The organism is Rhizobium sp. NLR22b (assembly GCF_019685295.1).
GTDB lineage: Bacteria > Pseudomonadota > Alphaproteobacteria > Rhizobiales > Rhizobiaceae > Rhizobium.
Map to the genome: position 1 here is coordinate 93,053 of NZ_JABDWM010000001.1, position 18,165 is coordinate 111,217.

The following is an 18,165-nucleotide window of genomic DNA, read 5'->3' on the forward strand; positions in this document are numbered from 1 at the left end:
TTTGCTTAAATTGCGCACCTCAGGAATTGCCCGGCAATCCGCAGGGAATAAAAAGCTTGCAACCGACGGCTTTGCCGGTCATTCACAGCCGATGTCAGCTCAGAACAGCCAACGCCTCGACCAGCTTCTCGTCTCCCGCGGCCTCTTTGCCAGCCGCTCGCGGGCGCGCGACGCCGTGCAGCGCGGCACCGTCAGGATCGGCGGCCAGCTTGTAACCAAGGCCGGCGCGCTCTTCGGCGACGATGCCGAGATCGAGATCCACGACCCGGCACAGGCTTACGTCTCACGCGCCGCATTGAAGCTCGCCGCCGCTCTCGACCATTTCCGGCTCGATCCTGCCGGCCATCACTGTCTCGATATCGGCGCTTCCACCGGCGGTTTCACCGAGGTGCTGCTGCAGCGGGGTGCTGCGCATGTCACCGCCATCGATGTCGGGCATGGGCAGATGCATCCGCGGATCTCGGCCGATCCGCGGGTGACGAACCGCGAGGGCCTCAACGCCCGCAGTCTCAGCGCCGACGATATCGGCGAGCCCGCCACCTTCATCGTCTCCGACGTCTCCTTCATCTCGCTGAAGCTGGCGCTGGCGCCGGCGCTTGATCTCGCCGCGCCGGGCGCCGTTGCCGTGCTGCTCGTCAAGCCGCAGTTCGAGGCCGGGCGCGAGGCGATCGGCAAGGGCGGGCTTTTGAAAGATCCCTCCTCTGCTCCCGCGGTTGCCTCCGAGCTGGAGCGCTGGTTCACCGAGGACATGGGCTGGAAGAGCCTCGGCCTCATCCCCTCGCCGATACCAGGCGGCGACGGCAATCGGGAATACCTTCTGGCAGGATTGAAAGCGTGAGCACCGAAACCGTCACGATCGAGAAACTCGGCGCCCAGGGCGATGGCATTGCAAACCAGGCCGAGGGGCCGGTCTACGTACCTTTTTCCCTACCGGGGGAAACAGTGGCGATCGCCCGCGTCAAAAGCCATGGCACGATCATGTCGATCGCGGCGCCCTCACCCGACCGGCAGGAGCCGCCTTGCCGGCATTTCGGTCCCGACGGCGTCAACGGCACCTGCGGCGGCTGCACACTGCAGCATCTGGCAGACGGCCCCTACCGCGCCTTCAAGCGACAGCTGGTCATCGATGCGCTGAGATCGAAGGGGTTGACGCCTGAGGTCGGCGAGATCGTCCCGGCCCGTCCGGGCGAGCGCCGGCGCGTGGTGTTTGCGGCGCGCAGGACCGAAAAGGAAATGCTGATCGGTTTCAACCAGGCCGAAAGCCATCATATCGTCGCCATCGAGGAATGTCCGATCTCGTCTCCGGGCATTGTTGCCCGGCTGCCGGCGATCACGGCGATCGCCGCGTCGCTCGCGTCCAGCGCCGACCCCTTCCGGATCGCGGTGCTCGAAACGCTCTCCGGCCTCGACCTGGCGGTCGACGAGATCAAGAAACTCTCCGACCCGCAGCGGCGCAAGGCGATCGAAACCGTGCTGGCCTTGCGCGGCATCGCCCGCGTGACGGTGAATGGCGAGATCCTGGTCGAGCCGTCGAAGCCGCTCGTCGATTTCGGCGGTGTCTCGGTTTCGCCGCCGTCAGGCGGCTTTGCCCAGGCGACCAAGCCGGCGGAAGAGGCGATGGCGGAGCTGGTGCTTGCCCATGCCGGGAAATCGAAACGGATCGCCGATCTCTTTGCCGGCGCCGGCACGTTTTCGCTCAGGCTGGCGCGGGTCGGCCGCGTCCATGCGGTCGAAGCCGAGGCGAAGGCGCTCGCAGCCCTCGACCAGGCCGCCCGCAATACCCAGGGGTTGAAGCCGGTGACGATCGAAAAGCGCGATCTCTTCCGCCGTCCGCTGATGACGCAGGAGCTGAAGCCCTATGACGCCGTCGTCTTCGACCCGCCGCGCGCCGGCGCGGAGTTCCAGTGCAAGGAGCTGGCCCGATCGGCGGTGAAGAAGATCGCCGCTGTCAGCTGCAATCCGCTGACGCTGGCGCGCGATCTGGCGATCCTCGTCGAGGGCGGCTACCGCATCACCGGGGTGACGCCGATCGATCAGTTCCTGTGGACCTCGCATGTCGAGGTGGTGGCGACGCTGGAGAAGTAACCGGCGTCATTCGGCAATCGGAAACGCCCGCGGCGAGCGCGGGCATCTCCGATGATAACCTTTGTCAAGCTGCGCGGCGGACAGCCAACGCTTCCTGAGCGCCGAGTCTGAACTGCGCCAGAAGCCGCATCAGTTTCGCGGCCTCCTGGGCAAGACCATGGCTGGCGGCCGTCTGTTCCTCGACCATGGCTGCATTTTGCTGGGTGCCCTGATCCATTGTGTTGACGGCAGTGTTGATCTCGGCGAGGCCTGTCGACTGTTCACGCGTGGCGATCACAATCGCCTCGACATGGCGGCTGATTTCCTGCACCTGCGTAACAATCGACTGGAGCGCCTTGCCGGTATCGCCGACGAGTGTGACGCCTGAACGAACCTGAGCATTCGAAGTCGTGATCAGGCCTTCGATTTCCTTGGCGGCCTGGGCCGAACGCTGGGCCAGTTCGCGCACTTCCTGGGCAACGACGGCAAAACCCTTGCCGGCTTCACCAGCGCGTGCGGCTTCGACGCCAGCGTTGAGAGCCAGCAGGTTTGTCTGGAAGGCAATATCATCGATAACGCCGATGATGCTTGAGATCTTCTCCGAGGACTGTTGGATGCCGGTCATGGCATCGACGGCCTTGCTGACGATCTCGCCCGAATGTTCGGCGTCGTTGCGTGTGCGGCCAACCAGACTGCCGGCCTCTTCGGCGCGGCGAGCGGTATCCTTGACGGTCGTGGTGATCTCTTCCAGAGCGGCAGCCGTTTCCTCGACGGAGGCGGCCTGCTGTTCGGTGCGGCGGGCAAGACCGTCCGCGGCGGTACGGATTTCCGTCGCTCCAGCGTCAATTGCGTGGGCATTGCTGCCGACGGCCTGGAGGGCAGCGTCCAGCTTGGCGACCGAGGTGTTGTAGTCGCTGCGCAAGCGATCGAGGTGGGAGGCAAAAGGCGTATCGATGCGATGGGCAAGATTGCCTTCGGAAAGTGCTCCGAGCGCGCCAGCAAGCGCATCGACGGCCTCACGGATCTCCGCGGCCTCACGCGTTTTCTGCGCTTCGCGTTCCCGGCGCTCGCGTTCCGTCAGCGAGCGACCCTGCTCAGCCTCGCTTTCCAGGCGCTCCCGGTCGATGGCATTGGCCTTGAACACGGCAACGGTCTCCGCCATCGAGCCGATCTGGTCATGGCGTTCCTCGCCCGGAATGGCGGCGGAAAGATCTCCGCCGGCAATCTTCTGCATGGCGGCGGTCATCGCCGTGATCGGACGGATGACGAGGCCGTGCAACAGCCATGCCATGGCGGCAATCATGATGCCGACGGCCAGAAACGTGGCGACGAAGGCCGCGATGCGGAACTGGTTGAGCGTGGCGAAGGCTTTGTCGCTGTCGACCACGAAGCCGAGATACCACTTTACAGTCGGAAGACCCTCGACGGGTACGAAGGACACGAGCACCGGTTTGCCGGTAAATTCGGTCTCTGTGAGGCTGCCGCCGATCGAGGGGGTGACCGTCGGAAAGGCATCGGCCAATGTCTTCGTCACCAGCTTTGCATCGGGGTGGATGAGAATTTGGCCGCTGCTATTAACGAGGAAAGCCTCTCCCTGCCCGCCAAGATTGATCTCCTTGATCATCTTGACCATGGTTTCCAGCGAGAAGTCGCTGGCGGCAACACCGGCAAGCTTGCCGTCGCGGGAAACCGGGACCGCGGTGCTGATGATTAGATTGCCGCTGGATGCATCGGTATAGGGTTCAGTCAGCACGGGAGCATTTGCCTTGACGGCATCCTGATACCAGGGGCGCTTGCGCGGATCGTAACCCGCCGGCAGCGGCAGGTCGGGCCACGATGTGAAGACGCCCTGCTCATCGCCGAAATAGGTGCTGACAAACTGAGTGACGAGCACGTCATTCTGCAGGACTTTGCGCACGCTGTCGCGATCGACCGCCTTACCGACAGCATCGCCTACCATGGCGGTCAGGATGACGCGCCCATTCATCCAGTTGGCAAGGCTGTGGGCAGCCTGCTCGCCCGAGGATTTGATATTCGCTTCGATTGAAGAGGTGGTCACGCTACGCTGAACGTAATCGATATAATAGGAAAAGGCGGCGAAAGCGGCTAGAACCACGATAGACGCTGCAACCAGGATGCGCGTCATCAGATTGGTCTTCTTTGTCATGCCATGCACTCCTTCAAATAGATTCGGGGGCGCAACGGTTAAGCACGCTGCCAAATGGGCGGCGGCAACCGTTGGATGAATTTGAACAAGGGGGTCAAGCACATCATGCGCCCGGACGGCCGAGGAATCCGTCGCGCTCTAGTTATTTAGCTTATACTTAAAAGGAGCTTAAAATCTCATCAAGAACCGTTAGATTATAGGGGCTCAACGTCGCATAAAAGCTTCGAAGGCGGCCCGCGCCTCTGCACTTTTCAGCCGGGCTGAGAAATGGCGAGCCTCTTCATCGATGCGGGCGATAATTTCCTCGCGCGGGCCGCGGACGAGCTCGCGGGCGATGCGCAGCGCCTCGGGCGGCTTGGCGGCAAGCTTTGCGGCAGCAGCCAGCGTCTGGCTTTCAACCTCTTCCGGCGTCGTCACCTTCCAGACAAGCCCGGCTTCCCGTGCGTCCTCGGCGCTGAAGGTCTCTCCGGCGGCGAGCATGGCAAAAGCCCGCTGGTGTCCCATGATGCGCGGAGCAATCAGGCTGGACGCCGCTTCCGGCACCAGCGCCAGATCGACGAAGGGCGTGCGGAACTGGCTGCGGTCGGAAGCGATCGTCAGGTCGCAATGCAGGTTGAGGGTCGTACCGATGCCGATCGCCAGGCCGTCGACCCCGGAGACCAGCGGCTTTTCGGATCTGACGAGCGCGTAGAGAAAATCGATCAGCTCCTCTCCCATGCCGCCGCCCGTTGCGGCGGCCAGAAAATCGGCGATGTCGTTGCCGGCCGAAAAGCTGCCATCGGTGCCGAGGAACACCGTCACCCTTATCTTCGCGTCCGCATTGGCGCCATTCAGCGCATCGGTCATGCTGCGGTACATCGCCCGCGTGAACGCATTCTTCTTTTCCGGCCGGTTGAAGCGGATGAGCTGGACGCCGGGATGGGCGGAAGGCTGCTCGACGATGATGTGATCGGTCATGGAGTTTTCCTCAGACAAGCAGAATGCGGGCGGCGGCAAGGCTTGCCGCGCCATTGACGACTCGGTCGCGAAGGGCTGCGGTCTCGGCGAGCAGGTTTTCGGCGGCAAAGCGGCAGAGCGCGATTCGGCCCTCGGCTTTGCCGTCGCCGCTCACGGCCAGGCCCCCCTTGGCGAGATAACAGCCGGTGAGCACCAGCCCGAACAGGCGCTGATAGGGCGTGGCGCCGGCGAGCGCTTCCGCGGTTCTGTCGTCTGCCAGCGCCTCCAGAAGCCAGGCCGTGGCCTGCTCAAGGTCGGCGATGGCTGCATCGAGCCGCGCGCCTGTCTCGCCGAAACCATCGAGATTCGAGCGGCGGACACCGTCGGCGATCCCCTTCAACTCGGCGATGAAGCCTTTTACCTGATCGCCGCCGGAAAGCGGCAGCTTGCGGGTGACGAGATCGATCGCCTGGATGCCGTTGGTGCCCTCGTAGATCGGCGCGATACGGGCGTCGCGGAGATAACGGGCCGCACCGGTCTCCTCGATGAAGCCCATGCCGCCATGCACCTGGATGCCGAGCGAGGCGACCTCGACGCCGGCATCGGTTGAAAACGACTTGGCGATCGGCGTCAACAGCGCGGCACGCTCCTGCCAGTGGCGGCGGTCGCCTGCCCGGCGGGACATGTCGATCGCATGGGCGCAGGCATAGGAGATGGCGCGCGAGCCCTGGGTCAGCGCCTTCATTGTGAGAAGCATGCGGGCGACGTCAGAATGTTCAATGATCGGGCTCATGCCGGCGGCCGACCAGCCCGGGGCCTTGCCCTGTGTGCGTTCGCCGGCATAGGCGATAGCCTTCTGAGTGGCGGCCTCGGCGATCGCCACCCCCTGCATGCCGACCGCCAGGCGGGCATTGTTCATCATCGTGAACATGCAGGCGAGCCCCTTGTTCTCCTCGCCGACCAGCCAGCCGATCGCCCCCTTTTCGTCGCCGAACCGGCCGTCGCCATAAATCATCGTGCAGGTCGGCGAGCCATGGATGCCGAGCTTGTGCTCCAGCGCATGGCAGAAGAGATCGTTGCGGGTCCCGAGCGAGCCGTCGTCGTTCACCAGAAACTTCGGCACCAGGAAGAGCGAGATGCCGCGCGTGCCGGCCGGCGCATCCGGCAGCCGCGCCAGCACCAGGTGGATGATGTTGTCGGCCGCGTCGTGCTCACCCCAGGTGATGAAGATCTTCTGGCCGAAGATGCGGTAGCTGCCGTCGGGCCGGCGTTCGGCGCGGGCCTTCAGGGCGCCGAGATCAGAGCCGGCATGCGGCTCGGTCAGGTTCATGGTGCCGGTCCATTCGCCGGACACCATCCTTGCCAGATATGTCTCCTTTAGCGCGGCGCTGCCATGGGTGTAGACGGCCTCGATGGCGCCCATCGTCAGCGTCGGGGCGAGCGCGAAGGCCATGGAGCCGGAATTCCACATTTCCAGCGCCGCGACATTCAGCATGTCAGGCAGGGCCTGGCCGCCGAAAGCCTCCGGCGCCGTTAGACCGTTCCACCCGCCGGCGATCCAACTGCGGTAAAGATCGCGCCAGCCATCCGGCAACCGGACCTCGCCGTCGACGAGACGGGCGCCTTGGCGGTCGCCGATGTCGGCGAGCGGCGTCACTTCCTCTGTGGCAAAACGTCCCGCCTCGGAGAGAATCGCCTCGACGAGATCTTCACCGAGATCGCCAAAAACACCGCTGGACATCGCCTCGCCCATACCGGCTACGTGCTTCAATGTGAACGCGATTTCCTCGACGGGCGCCTTGTACATGCTTCTCCTCCGGGGGACCGGCTTGCACCTCGCACAAAGTCCCTGCCAGGCAAGGGCTAATTGATTTTTACGTAAACGTCAATTTCGATTCACCTGCCGCCGTGCCATATTTCGCACGCTGTGGCGGTTTGCTCTTGCACAGTTGCACAAATGGGCGTCATGAAGAATCTCCAGGATGGACATCGCCTTCGCAGAGGATCGGCGAACAGTGGATACATTGCCCGTCAACATACCCGGTTTCGTCTGGGCCTATCGCTTCTCACCTGAAGAAAAGAGGGCAGTGCGGCTGACCAACAGCGCGACCGTGGCGGATCTGACGGCGGAGAACTGTTTCTACTGGCTGCATCTCAACCTCGTCGACGCCCGCGTGCCGGCCCTGCTCGAGACGCTCAACGGGCTGACGGAGGACGCGAAATCGGCGCTGACGACGCATGACACGCATGCGGCCATCACCGTCGACGAGCAGATGCTCTACGGCACGCTGGTCGACTGTCAGCGCGATTTCGCTCAAGATACCAACAATCTCGGCTGGCTGCATTTCGCCATGTCCGACCGTTTCATCATCACGACCCGGTTGCAGCCGCTGCGCAGCGTCGAGCGAGCGCGGGCACTCATCGAGAAAAATCCGGGCAAATTCTCACGGCCGGTCGATCTCTTCGAACTGCTGGTGATCGAATTTCAGCGCACGCTGATTGCCATCGTTATCGAACTCACCGAAGAACTGAACCAGATCGAGGATATCGTCTACGACAACGCCCCGCGCGACGAGCGCCGCCGGCTGGCGCCGGTGCGGCGAACCGTGGTCAGGCTGCATCGGCATCTGCGCACGGTGCTGGCGCTGATGCGCCGGGCGGCGGCGGCGGACGAGGACGAGATGCCCTTCGGCTTCGACGACGTGGCGCGGCGGCTGACGAGCCGGCTGGAAACGGTCGACCACGATATCTACGCGTTGCAGGACCGAGCGCGCCTGCTGCACGAAGAAATCGATTCAAAGCAATCCTCCGAGACCAACCGCCACCTCTACCTGCTGTCGATCATGACGGCCTTCCTGCTACCACCGACGCTGGTGACCGGTTTCTTCGGCATGAATACGGCAAACCTGCCCTTCGCCGTCGGAGACTACGGCACCGAATACGCCGTCGCTCTCATCATCGCCTCGATCGCATTCGCCTGGTGGCTGCTGCGGCGGGTGAATATACTTTGAATGTGACAGGTGCGGTTGGCGTGCTGGGCAACTCCGTTGTTACTCTGTCGTGAGTTGCGAGGTTTGGCACAGGGCTCGCCCGACACTCCGTCATCCCAGGGCTTGACCCTGGATCCACGTACACCTCCTCCACCAGTACCGGGCATGGATCCTCGGCTCAAGGCCGAAGGATGACGGAGGGTGGGTTAGCGTTCTTGCCAAACTCGCCGCCGACGCAGCGGATGCCGCGGCGTTGCGCCTATCGCATCATGCGGCACGCGGCCGCTCTCAGCATTGCGACGCTTCGTCCATCTGATTATGGCCTCGGTGATGGCGGGCAATCTCAGACATCGGTGCCCGCGTGATCAGTTGGTTCATGCCACCACCTCGCCCGGAACGGTTCTTGCACGGTTACTAATATGTTCACCGTGTGGAGGTCTAATGTCATGAAGTGGCACACACCTGGAGAATTTTGCCCTCTGATGCTCGTCGTGAACGGGCCGGAAAAATACAAGCTCGTCGCGAGCCTCTGGGAGGCGGCCCAAATGCTGACCGCCTGCTGGCCCCTCGACGATGGGGAGGAATATCTTACAGCTATCATGGTGTGCCGCGATGCGATCCATGGGGATGTTCCGGCTGAGGACGCGCGGGAAGCGCTAATCCGTGCCGCCAAGGAAGCAGGCATTCCGGTGATCACCGTCGTTCACTGAGTTGTTGCGCCGTTCCTTCGTGCCACGGCCCTCCGCTTCGCTCCCCACGTTTGGCCCTTCCCCTCTTCCGTTTGCGGGAAAGGGGAAGGGTGACGGGCAGCATTCAGGGCCTATCAATAAGGCGAATAGCACTGCTGGCGCGGGCCGTTATAAGGCTGGAAGGTGTTGTCGTAGGCGCGGTAGGACCGGTAGCGGTTCGCGCACCAGGCGACGTGAGCCGAACCCATGCGCGGCGCGGGCGCGGCGTAGCGCGGAGCAGCAATGACCGCGCCGGCGCCGAAGGCGGCGAGCGGATACCAGTAGCCGTTATAGCGGCGATAGCCGGGGCGGTAGTAGGAATAGCCGCGATAGCCGCCATACCAGCCGGGGCGGTAGTAGGCGCCGGGGCGATAGCCGGGCCGGTAGTAGTCGCGGCGGTAAGGCCGATAATAATCGCGGTAGTATTGGACGTTCTCGACAGCCGAGGTTTTTTCAACCTGCGGCGCGGCCGGCATCTGTATTGCTTGCGACGGCACGAAGCCCGTCAGCACGACGGCGGCGGCCAATACCGCGGTCGCAATTTTGTTTCTCAGGCCGATCATTTCTCTCTCTCCGTTCAGTAACGATAACCGCTTGGTCTTGCAACGCTTTCGGGAGAAAATGGTTCCAAGAGCGGCCGGAACGGGCCGCTTTTGGATAAGCGGGGTCAACCGGCGCGCTCAGGCGACGGCGGAGATTTTCGCCTGGTCGCCCTGCAGGCGGTTCACCATGAAGTTCGAATACCACTCGAGGAACTGCATGACGCCGCCCTCGTGCAGGGCGGAATAGGGGCCGGGCTCATAGGCGGGCGAGTGGATGCCGAAGGCATTTTCCTCGACGATCCGGCGGTCCTGGTCGTTGGTCTCGGTCCAGACGTGGGTCAGTTCCTCGAGATTGTAATCCACGCCCTCCACCGCGTCCTTGTGGACGAGCCACTTGGTCGTCACCGCCGTCTCGTTGGCGTTGAGCGGCAGCACCCGGAAGGAGATGGCGTGGTCGCCGAGCAGATGGTTCCACGTCGTCGGATAGTGGAAGAGCAGCATCGTGCCGATACGATTGATCGAGATGTCGTCGGATATCCGGCGCTGCACGGCGGGCTTGCCGGACATAGTGTAGCTTTCGGCGTCCTCGATCAGCGGCATGCGGGCGGTGCGGAACTGACCGTCCGGCGAGATCTGGAACTTGCTCGGCAGGCCGGCGGCCTCGCAGCGCGCCCAATGGCCGGCGATCTCCGGATCGTCGGCGCCGCCGTCCGTGCCGGTGACGCTCGGCGCTTCCGGATAGGTGCGGCAGAGTTCCGGGTGATTGGCGGCGCAGTGGTAGCACTCGCGGTTGTTTTCCCAGACGAGCTTCCAGTTGCCCTTCTCGATGATCGTGCTCTGGAACGCGATCTTGGTCTCGCCGATCCGGTGCGGCGCCATATAGGGCTCGATCTTGTCGCGCACCGGCTTGAAATCCGGGGCCGTGTCGGCGAGGCAGATGAAAATATAGCCTGCCACGCTCTCGCAGTGGACGGGCTTCAGATTGAAGCCGGTTTTGTCGAAATCGTCGCCCATGTGACGGGCAAAGGCAAGTTTGCCGTCGAGATCGTAGGTCCACTGATGATAGGGGCAGACGAGACGCACGGAAGAGCCGTGCTCCTTCGTGCAGACGCGCGAGCCGCGATGACGACAGCTGTTGTGGAAGGCGCGGATGACATTGTCACGGCCACGGACGATGACGACCGGATAAGAGCCGATCTGGACGGTGAAATAGGCGCCCGGCTTCGGCAACTCGCAATCATGGCCCATGAACAGCCAGTCGCGATAGTAGATCATCTCCATGTCGAGTTTGAAATAATCCTCGTCGGTGTAGAACGGCTGTTCGAGGCTGAAGCCCTCGCGGCGGTTCTTGAGCTGACGTAATACGTTGCTGCGAATATCCATCTTCATGTCCTCGTGCACCGGCTGCCGCGCCTTCAAGCGGAAGGCTATGGAAGCGCGCCTGCTTCCTTCTCCTGCGGGAGAATTGTTCATGACGCCATTTAATCACCTGGCATTCCTGCCGCTTGGTTGTAATGCGACATCGGCTTCGAAATTGACGACAGGATGCGCCGAGGCTTCGACACAGCCCCTCGCGATCGACCCGATGTCGGACTCTGCAGGCAATTATCGTCAATTGCGACATTGCGTAAAGACCGGATTGGCAAAGAGGGCGGCTCCCCGATATTGGTGATTGTCGCATTTACGACATCGCCGGCTTCCGCCGATGCGCCGGTCGCCTCTTAATACCGCTTTAAGCATACGCTCTTATCCCGCTGTCGACCTCAGACCGACGAAGCACGTAAACCATGGCCAGACTCCGCTATTTCGACGCGAAAGAAGTAATCCGGCCGCAGGAGCGGCAACTGGTCGCCGCGCATTCCGAATTCCTGCGCACCGGCCGCATCCCCCGCGAACGGCGGCACTGGCTGGCCGAGGAAAGGCGCTACCTCACCCATGACGAGGTCGCCGCAAAGACCGGCCGCAAGCTGGAGGCGGCCGGCGAGAAGACGCATCAGCACATCAACGGCTTCCACCACTCGATCCAGTTTCCGAAGATGATCTTTCACCGGACGCTGCAGGACAGCCCGCATCTCGGCTATTGCCACGTCACCGCGGCGCGCACCAAATTCGCCCATTATGAAGAGGTGAGCTGGGCCTTCTACATCTCCAATTTCTATTCCGATATCGGCGACAACGACAATTTCTTCGAACGGATCGACGTCGGCTATTCCCGGATGTATTTCGCCGTCGCGATCAAGCCCGGGGAGGATTCCGCCGAAAAGATGACCATCGACCGCTCGGTGCGCGGCAATGGGCTGCTCTTTCGCACCCACGATCCGCAGGCGGCGATCCGAAACATCCTGCTGCTCGGCGCCCGCAACGAACAGCTGCGCGAAATCATCCGCCAACTGTGAGCCAACAAGGCGATTGATCGCCGGCCGCGGAAAGCCTAATGACTGCCGGAACCAGACACGGGCAGCATATGGCACGCATCATCGACATCAGGGCAGACAGGCAGGCGGCGCTCGAAGCGGCCTGTGCCGCTCTTTCCCAAGGTTTTGCCATCGCCATGCCGACAGAGACGGTCTATGGCCTTGCGGCCGACGCCACCAATCCGACCGCCATCACCCGCATTTACGAAACCAAGGGTCGGCCGCGCTTCAATCCGCTGATCTGCCATATGGCCGATCTCGAGATGGCCGAACAGCATGCCGAGTTCGACCCCGTCTCGCGGGCGCTCGCCGAAGCCTTCTGGCCCGGCCCGCTGACGCTCGTACTGCCGCTGAAGGCTGAAAGCCCGATCCACGCGTTGGCGACCGCCGGCCTCGACAGCGTCGGCGTGCGCGTGCCCAAGGGCTTCGCCGGCACCCTGATCGGCGCCTTCGGACGGCCGCTCGCAGCTCCCAGCGCCAACACCTCAGGCGCCATCAGCGCGACCAGTGCGGCCCATGTCGAAGCCGATCTCGGGGCGAGAATCCCGTTGATCCTCGACGCGGGACCGAGCGCGGTCGGCGTCGAATCGACAATCGTCAAGGCGGAGGGTGGCCGGCTACGGCTGCTTCGGCCCGGCGGGCTGGCGGCGCGCGAGATCGAGCGCGTGGCGGGCCAGCCGCTGCTGCGCGCGAAAAAGGCATCGGCGGCAATCGAGGCGCCCGGCATGCTCGCCTCGCATTATGCGCCGGGCGCCAGCGTGCGCCTCAATGCGACGGCGGTGGAACCCGGCGAAGCGCTGATCGTCTTCGGCGGTGCGGCGGTCGAAGGCGCGCGCCAGGCACGCATCGCCCTCGACCTCAGCCCGCGCGGCGATCTGGCGGAAGCGGCGGCCAATCTGTTCGACTACATGAAGCGAGCCGATGCCTGCGGGGTGTCGAGCATCGCCTTTTCGCCCATTCCGGACGACGGACTCGGCGAAGCCATCAACGACCGGCTGCAAAGGGCCGCCGCGCCCCGCGACTGACTGACCTGATAGAAGCGATAGAGGATCGACCAGATGAACAGCGCCGGCATTTCCACCGATCTTCTCGACCGTTTCGCCGCAATCGTCGGCGAAAAATATGCGCTGCGCGATGACGCCGATCTGGCGCCGCATCTGATCGAAAACCGCGGGCTCTATCATGGCTCCTCACCTCTCCTGCTGAAGCCAAGTTCGGTCGAGGAAGTCTCCGAGATCATGAAGCTTGCGACCGAGACCGGAACGGCGATCGTGCCGCAGACCGGCAATACCGGCCTCGTCGGCGGCCAGACGCCGCGCACCGGCCAGGCCGACATCATCCTGTCGCTCGAACGCATGACGAGGATCCGCGACGTCGACCCGGTGGCGAATGTGCTGGTCGCCGATGGCGGCGCCATCCTTGCCGATGTGCAGAAGGCGGCCGAGGCGCATGGACGGCTCTTTCCGCTGTCGCTCGGCTCGGAGGGCTCCTGCCGCATCGGCGGCAATCTCTCCACCAATGCCGGCGGCACGGCCGTGCTTGCCTATGGCAATATGCGCCAGCTCTGCCTCGGCCTCGAAGTGGTGCTGCCGACCGGCGAGATCTGGGATGGCCTGCGCCGCCTGAAGAAGGACAATACCGGCTATGACCTGCGCGATCTCTTCATCGGCGCCGAAGGCACGCTCGGCATTATCACCGGGGCGGTGCTGAAGCTGTTTCCCCAGCCGCTCGGCCACCAGGTTGCGTTCGCCGGCCTCAATTCGGTCGAGGATGCGCTTGCGCTTTTCAATCTTGCCGCCAGCCTCTGCGGCACATCGCTGACCGGTTTCGAGCTGATGCCGCGCTTCGGCGTCGAGATCACCACGCGCCACATCGACGGCGTCCGCGATCCGCTGCAAGCGGCTTACCCCTGGTACGTGCTGATCGACATTTCGACATCGGATTCAGCCGAAACGGCGGAGCGGATGATGAATGGCGTGCTGGAGCAGGGCTTCGAGGCCGGTCTGGTGCTGGACGCCGCGATCGCCTCATCGGTCGCCCAGCAGAAGGCGATCTGGCATATGCGCGAGAGCATGTCGGACGCCCAGAAGCCGGAAGGCGGCTCGATCAAGCACGACGTGTCCGTGCCGGTGTCGAAGATCCCGCATTTCATGGCCGAAGCGGAAAGAGCCGTCATAGCGGCCATGCCGGGCGCGCGCATCTGCGCCTTCGGCCATATGGGCGACGGAAATATTCATTACAATATTTCCCAGCCGATCGGCGCCGACAAGGCCGCCTTCATCGCCCGCTGGCGCGAAATGAACCATATCGTGCATGGGCTGGTGCTCGCCCATGGCGGCTCGATTTCGGCCGAACACGGCATCGGCCAGCTGAAGCGCGACGAACTGGCGGCGATCCGCCCGGCGATCGAGATCGAACTGATGCGCCGCATCAAGCGGGCATTCGATCCGGCCAATATCATGAACCCGGGAAAGGTCGTCAGTCTCGAGGCGTGAGCGGCGGCAGTCAGGGAATTGTCCCTCGTCCGCCTGCGGGCACGGACCGTTGTCGAGCGCCCTGATTGGCTCTTCCGTCGACCTCACACTCCGTCATCCCAGGCTTCAAGGCCTGGGATGACGGAGTATGGGATTAGCTTTTCGCCAAACGAAGCGGGTGCGCCGGCTTCACCGCCGTGGGCGAGACGAGTGGCTCACCCCCGGTAAGGTTACGGTGAGGGCCCGCCACCCGCGCCGCTGTGCGCGCTCCTGCCTGAACCACCTTAAGCCTGCTGCGTGCCGCCGCCGGTTAGGATCTGCAGCGCCGGCGACTGCTGGGTGCTGTTCTGGACGTCGTACATCGCGGTGAAGCGCCGCAGCAGCTTGTCGACCTTCTTCGGATCCTGGAGATCCTCGAGCTTGACGAAGCGGTTGAGGAGATCGGCCTGCTTGGCGACATCCATGCTCGACATCTGTGACGGCAGGCTGTAGGCCGTGGTGATGACCTGATAGAGCGCCTTGTCGCCGAGGATCGAATAGAGCGAGGTGATGCTGGAGGCCTTGCGACTGAAGTAGAGCGCCAGACGCACACCGTCGTTGCTTTCGCCCTCCTGGGTCTCCAGCGTCTGCTGCAGGTAGAGCTCCTGGGTATTCTCCTCGGCCGCCTTGTTCTGGATGGAGCCTATCTTGGCACGGGTCAGATTGCCGTCCTTGTCGAAGTTGAAGGCGGCGACGATATCCTTGAAGCGCGCATCGGCCTTGGTGTTGAGGTAGCTCTTCTTGTCGTCGGGATCGGAGGTGAAGATCTTCTTCAGCGTCGCCTTGTCGTAATCCTTCGGGTCGAGGTTGTTCGCCTTCAACACCAGATCGGTCAGGCGGCTATCATCGAGGAAATCGTCGAGCGACTGCACTTTCGCCATACCCTTGGCGAAATAATCCACCTCGGCCGTTGCGTCCTTCGATGCCTTGTCCTTTACCGGCCCAGCCTTCAGCAGCATGGTTACATGCGCCTTGTAGTCCGTGGCGTATTTGGCCATGGTCGCGTCCGGCAGCGCCTGGAGTGGCGCCGCCGGCTTGCCGTCGGGGCCGAAGTTGAAGGCGCGCGCCAGGTTGGTGATGCGCTCGTCCTTCAGCGAGGCGATATAGCCGTCCGGATCATAGGCATCGCTCGTCAGGATTTTACGCATCATCGAGCGCGGCACATCCTGATCGGTCAAGCCGTAGGCCTGCAGCGCGACATGATAGAGATCCGGCAGATTGTCGTTGCTCTTCTTGAAATCTGCCGTTCGATTGGTGCGCAGGAAGTCGTTGACGCTGTTGATCTCGGAGAAATCGAGCAGGCTCGTGCTGTCGGCCATCATGCTCTTGTAATTGTCGGCAACTTCTTCGATCGCCTCGTCGCGCTCGTCGTCATAGCGCGCCATGTAGTTGTCGTTGGTGGTCTGCGCCTGATCTGCGGTCTGGATCGAGCTGACGACGGGAAGCGATCCGTCGGCGGCAAAGTTGAAATCGGCATTGAGGTCGGAATAGCCGGCCGCGGCAGCGGCGGTCGCATCGGTCAGGATGCTCTTGAGATCGGCGTCCGAGATATCGAACGGCAGATTGTAGGTGCTCTTCAGGAAGTTGGTGATGGCAGGATCGGCGATGAGATCATCGACATTGGCGATCGTCGCCATGCGGGCGGAATAGTCGTCCGTGCGCGCCGTGGCGGCAATTTTCGTGTTGGTGATCTGGGCGGATGTCTGTGCCGCCATGCCATCCTCGAGCGAACCGTCCGCCTTGAAGTTGAAGGCGGCGGCGACGTCGGCATAGGTGCCGGTGCCGCTCTGATCGGTCAGGATAGCGCGCAGATCGACATCGCTGACGGTCGACGGGATGCCGTAGGCGTTGCGGATGAAATTGTTCAGCCGGCGGTCGCTTAGCAGCTGGTCGACATTGGAGATGCCGGCGATCGTTGCCTGGTAATAGACGGCGGCATCGTCGGCCTTGCTTGCCGTGCTGGCGCTTTGCGCCGCACTCTGCGTGGCATAGAGGGTCGCGACCGAGCCGTCCGTTTTGAAATTGAAGAGATCGTGGACGTCGCTATAGCCCTGGGCGCTGGCAGCCGCGGGATCGACAAGGAAGCTCCTCAGCGTTGCGTCGGAAACGCTGTCGGCGATCTGCATGCTGGTTCTGAGATAGCTGACGGCGACGGGATCGGACATGATGTCGTCGACATTGGTGATATTGCCGATCATGGCGTTGAAGTGCGCTGCGTTCGCCGCCGATTTGTCGGTGGTCGACTTGCGCTGTGCGTCGGTCTGGATCACCGAACCGTTGATCGAGCCGTCCGCATTGAAGTTGAAGTCGGCATTGAGCCCGGCTTTCCCCTGGGCGGCGGCATAGGTCGAGTCCGTCAGAATGCTCTTCAGCTCGGCATTGCTGAAGCTGGTGCCGAGGCCGTAGGCATCCTTGATATAGCGCGCCAGAACGCTGTCGGCGAGCAGGTCGTCGACATTGGTGATGCTGCTCGACCGCGAGGTCACGCTATAATAATTGGCGGTGCTTGCCGCCGCGTCCTTCAGCTTGTTCGACTGGTCGATCGTCTGGGCACGCGCCGTTGTCGATGTCGTGCCGTCGGCCTTGAAATTGAAGGCGTTATAAACGTCGGTAAAGCCCATCAGCTGGGCATAACCGGGGTCGGTCAACACCATGCGCAGCGCCGGCGCGGTGAAATCGGCGCCCATGCTGTAGGCGGTCTTGATATAGGAGGTCAGTCGGCTGTCGGCGACGAGATCGTCGACGTTGGTGATCGAACCGATCTTGGCGGTGTAATAGGCCTGATTGTATTCGGCCGCCGTCTTGCTGACATAGACGACATCGGAACCGACGGAATTGTCGATGATCACAGACTGGTTGTTCAGCGTATAGGTCTCGATGATCGACGCCTTCTGCGTCGCGGTCTGGGCGCTGCCGTTGACCGTACCATCGGCATTGAAGCTGAACTGGGCGGCAAGCGCCTTGTATTTGTCGCCGCCCTGCGTGTTGACGACGCTTGTCGGGTCGCTGAGGTCGCTCGTCAGCACCTGCCGCAGGAAATCCTTTGAGGCATAGGTGGGATCGATCTTGAAGGCCTTCAGCACATAGGTGCGCAGCCGGGTGTTGTTGACCAGGTCGTCGACGGTCTGCACACTGTCGATATTGTTGCTGTAATATGTGCTCTCGGTGGCAGACGCCTTGTCGGCATCGACGAAGGACTGCTTGTAGAGGCCGATGAGCTCGTCCTCCTGAGCATCGGTCTGAACGTCCTTGTCGGGTGCGTTGAAATTGAAGGCGGCGGCGAATTCGCGGTAGCGCGTATCGGAAAGCTTGTTGGCGTAGCTGTTCGGGTCGGTCAGATCGCTCTCGAGCACCTTCTTCATGAAGGCCTTGGCATAGGTCATGTCCTCAAGGCCGTAGGCCTTCATCGCGTAGCTGTAGAGCTTGTAATCGCCGAGAAAGTCGTCGACGTCTTTGACCTTGTTGATATTGTCCGCGTAGTACTGGGCATCCTTCTTGACCGTCGCCTGCGAGGCGACCTTGTTCAAGCTCGACGTCATGTCCTTCGACAGGATCGTGTAAGCGAGGGAGGCCGTGATCATCAAAAGCGCCCTTTTCGGCAAAATCTCTAAAGAACGACAAACTGCTGGTGAGCCCATTTTGCCACGCAAAACTTACCCGAGACTTACCTTTGGACTGCGCCATTTCAGGGCAGCGGGCCGTTCACCTTCCGGAAACCCTGCCGGATTCGGTTTTGATAACCATCAGGGGAGGCAAAGTTTTCTTAACCGCAATTTTTAAGCTGTACGGAAGGGGGGCCGCCTATTGTCGG

At 62.4% G+C, this 18,165-nt stretch carries 13 protein-coding genes; 7 read left to right on the forward strand and 6 right to left on the reverse strand.

The window, feature by feature from the left end; all coding sequences use genetic code 11:
- Positions 1–91 precede the first annotated feature (91 nt).
- Both HJC00_RS00440 and HJC00_RS00445 read left to right on the forward strand, forming a co-directional pair.
- Positions 92–838: a TlyA family RNA methyltransferase gene (locus HJC00_RS00440; RefSeq protein WP_221163507.1), complete on the forward strand. Its 747-nt coding sequence runs from the start codon at positions 92–94 to the stop codon at positions 836–838.
- Positions 835–2,085, forward strand: a complete 1,251-nt coding sequence (locus HJC00_RS00445; RefSeq protein WP_221163508.1) for a class I SAM-dependent RNA methyltransferase — start codon at positions 835–837, stop codon at positions 2,083–2,085. The genes HJC00_RS00440 and HJC00_RS00445 overlap by 4 nt, the downstream gene beginning before the upstream one ends.
- A gap of 64 nt (positions 2,086–2,149) precedes the next feature.
- On the opposite strand, the gene HJC00_RS00450 is transcribed toward HJC00_RS00445, so the two are convergent.
- From HJC00_RS00450 to HJC00_RS00460, 3 genes are all read right to left on the reverse strand, one after another.
- Positions 2,150–4,231 carry a methyl-accepting chemotaxis protein gene (locus HJC00_RS00450; RefSeq protein WP_210628964.1) on the reverse strand — a complete coding sequence of 694 codons (2,082 nt, stop codon included), beginning with the start codon at positions 4,229–4,231 and terminating at the stop codon, positions 2,150–2,152.
- 204 nt (positions 4,232–4,435) lie between these two features.
- Positions 4,436–5,188 (reverse strand): crotonase/enoyl-CoA hydratase family protein, encoded by a 753-nt coding sequence (locus HJC00_RS00455; protein ID WP_221146679.1) that lies wholly within the window; start codon positions 5,186–5,188, stop codon positions 4,436–4,438.
- 10 nt (positions 5,189–5,198) lie between these two features.
- A complete protein-coding gene (locus HJC00_RS00460) occupies positions 5,199–6,974 on the reverse strand; it encodes an acyl-CoA dehydrogenase (protein WP_221163509.1) in 1,776 nt (591 codons plus the stop codon).
- Positions 6,975–7,182: 208 nt separating this feature from the next.
- Here HJC00_RS00460 and HJC00_RS00465 point away from each other — a divergent pair, with 208 nt between their 5' ends.
- Positions 7,183–8,178, forward strand: coding sequence for a transporter (locus tag HJC00_RS00465; protein WP_168300711.1), 996 nt, complete (start codon positions 7,183–7,185; stop codon positions 8,176–8,178).
- 425 nt (positions 8,179–8,603) lie between these two features.
- Entirely contained in the window at positions 8,604–8,867 is a 264-nt protein-coding gene (locus HJC00_RS00470; protein ID WP_168300710.1) for a DUF982 domain-containing protein, read from the forward strand.
- 113 nt (positions 8,868–8,980) lie between these two features.
- Here the strand turns inward: HJC00_RS00470 and HJC00_RS00475 are convergent, their stop codons facing one another.
- Both HJC00_RS00475 and HJC00_RS00480 read right to left on the reverse strand, forming a co-directional pair.
- Positions 8,981–9,448, reverse strand: coding sequence for a BA14K family protein (locus HJC00_RS00475; RefSeq protein ID WP_168300709.1), 468 nt, complete (start codon positions 9,446–9,448; stop codon positions 8,981–8,983).
- Positions 9,449–9,565: 117 nt separating this feature from the next.
- Complete coding sequence (locus HJC00_RS00480; protein WP_210628970.1) at positions 9,566–10,810, reverse strand: aromatic ring-hydroxylating dioxygenase subunit alpha; 1,245 nt, start codon at positions 10,808–10,810, stop codon at positions 9,566–9,568.
- Positions 10,811–11,214: 404 nt separating this feature from the next.
- Between HJC00_RS00480 and HJC00_RS00485 the strand changes: the two genes are divergently transcribed.
- From HJC00_RS00485 to HJC00_RS00495, 3 genes are all read left to right on the forward strand, one after another.
- Positions 11,215–11,823, forward strand: a complete 609-nt coding sequence (locus HJC00_RS00485) for a DUF6656 family protein (RefSeq protein ID WP_210628971.1) — start codon at positions 11,215–11,217, stop codon at positions 11,821–11,823.
- Between the two features lie 68 nt (positions 11,824–11,891).
- A complete protein-coding gene (locus HJC00_RS00490) occupies positions 11,892–12,866 on the forward strand; it encodes an L-threonylcarbamoyladenylate synthase (RefSeq protein ID WP_221146749.1) in 975 nt (324 codons plus the stop codon).
- Between the two features lie 33 nt (positions 12,867–12,899).
- A complete protein-coding gene (locus HJC00_RS00495; protein ID WP_221163510.1) occupies positions 12,900–14,336 on the forward strand; it encodes an FAD-binding oxidoreductase in 1,437 nt (478 codons plus the stop codon).
- A gap of 263 nt (positions 14,337–14,599) precedes the next feature.
- Here the strand turns inward: HJC00_RS00495 and HJC00_RS00500 are convergent, their stop codons facing one another.
- Positions 14,600–17,935, reverse strand: coding sequence for a DUF1217 domain-containing protein (locus HJC00_RS00500; protein WP_221163511.1), 3,336 nt, complete (start codon positions 17,933–17,935; stop codon positions 14,600–14,602).
- Positions 17,936–18,165: the final 230 nt, after the last annotated feature.

What these genes read in the sequence shown, in the direction of transcription:
- HJC00_RS00475 (WP_168300709.1), bottom strand. Translation starts at nt 9,448, where the DNA reads ATGATCGGCCTGAGAAACAAAATTGCGACCGCGGTATTGGCCGCCGCC.
- HJC00_RS00480 (WP_210628970.1), bottom strand. Translation starts at nt 10,810, where the DNA reads ATGGATATTCGCAGCAACGTATTACGTCAGCTCAAGAACCGCCGCGAG.
- HJC00_RS00485 (WP_210628971.1), top strand. Translation starts at nt 11,215, where the DNA reads ATGGCCAGACTCCGCTATTTCGACGCGAAAGAAGTAATCCGGCCGCAG.
- HJC00_RS00500 (WP_221163511.1), bottom strand. Translation starts at nt 17,935, where the DNA reads ATGATCACGGCCTCCCTCGCTTACACGATCCTGTCGAAGGACATGACG.
- HJC00_RS00440 (WP_221163507.1), top strand. Translation starts at nt 92, where the DNA reads ATGTCAGCTCAGAACAGCCAACGCCTCGACCAGCTTCTCGTCTCCCGC.
- HJC00_RS00495 (WP_221163510.1), top strand. Translation starts at nt 12,900, where the DNA reads ATGAACAGCGCCGGCATTTCCACCGATCTTCTCGACCGTTTCGCCGCA.
- HJC00_RS00450 (WP_210628964.1), bottom strand. Translation starts at nt 4,231, where the DNA reads ATGACAAAGAAGACCAATCTGATGACGCGCATCCTGGTTGCAGCGTCT.
- HJC00_RS00470 (WP_168300710.1), top strand. Translation starts at nt 8,604, where the DNA reads ATGAAGTGGCACACACCTGGAGAATTTTGCCCTCTGATGCTCGTCGTG.
- HJC00_RS00460 (WP_221163509.1), bottom strand. Translation starts at nt 6,974, where the DNA reads ATGTACAAGGCGCCCGTCGAGGAAATCGCGTTCACATTGAAGCACGTA.
- HJC00_RS00490 (WP_221146749.1), top strand. Translation starts at nt 11,892, where the DNA reads ATGGCACGCATCATCGACATCAGGGCAGACAGGCAGGCGGCGCTCGAA.
- HJC00_RS00455 (WP_221146679.1), bottom strand. Translation starts at nt 5,188, where the DNA reads ATGACCGATCACATCATCGTCGAGCAGCCTTCCGCCCATCCCGGCGTC.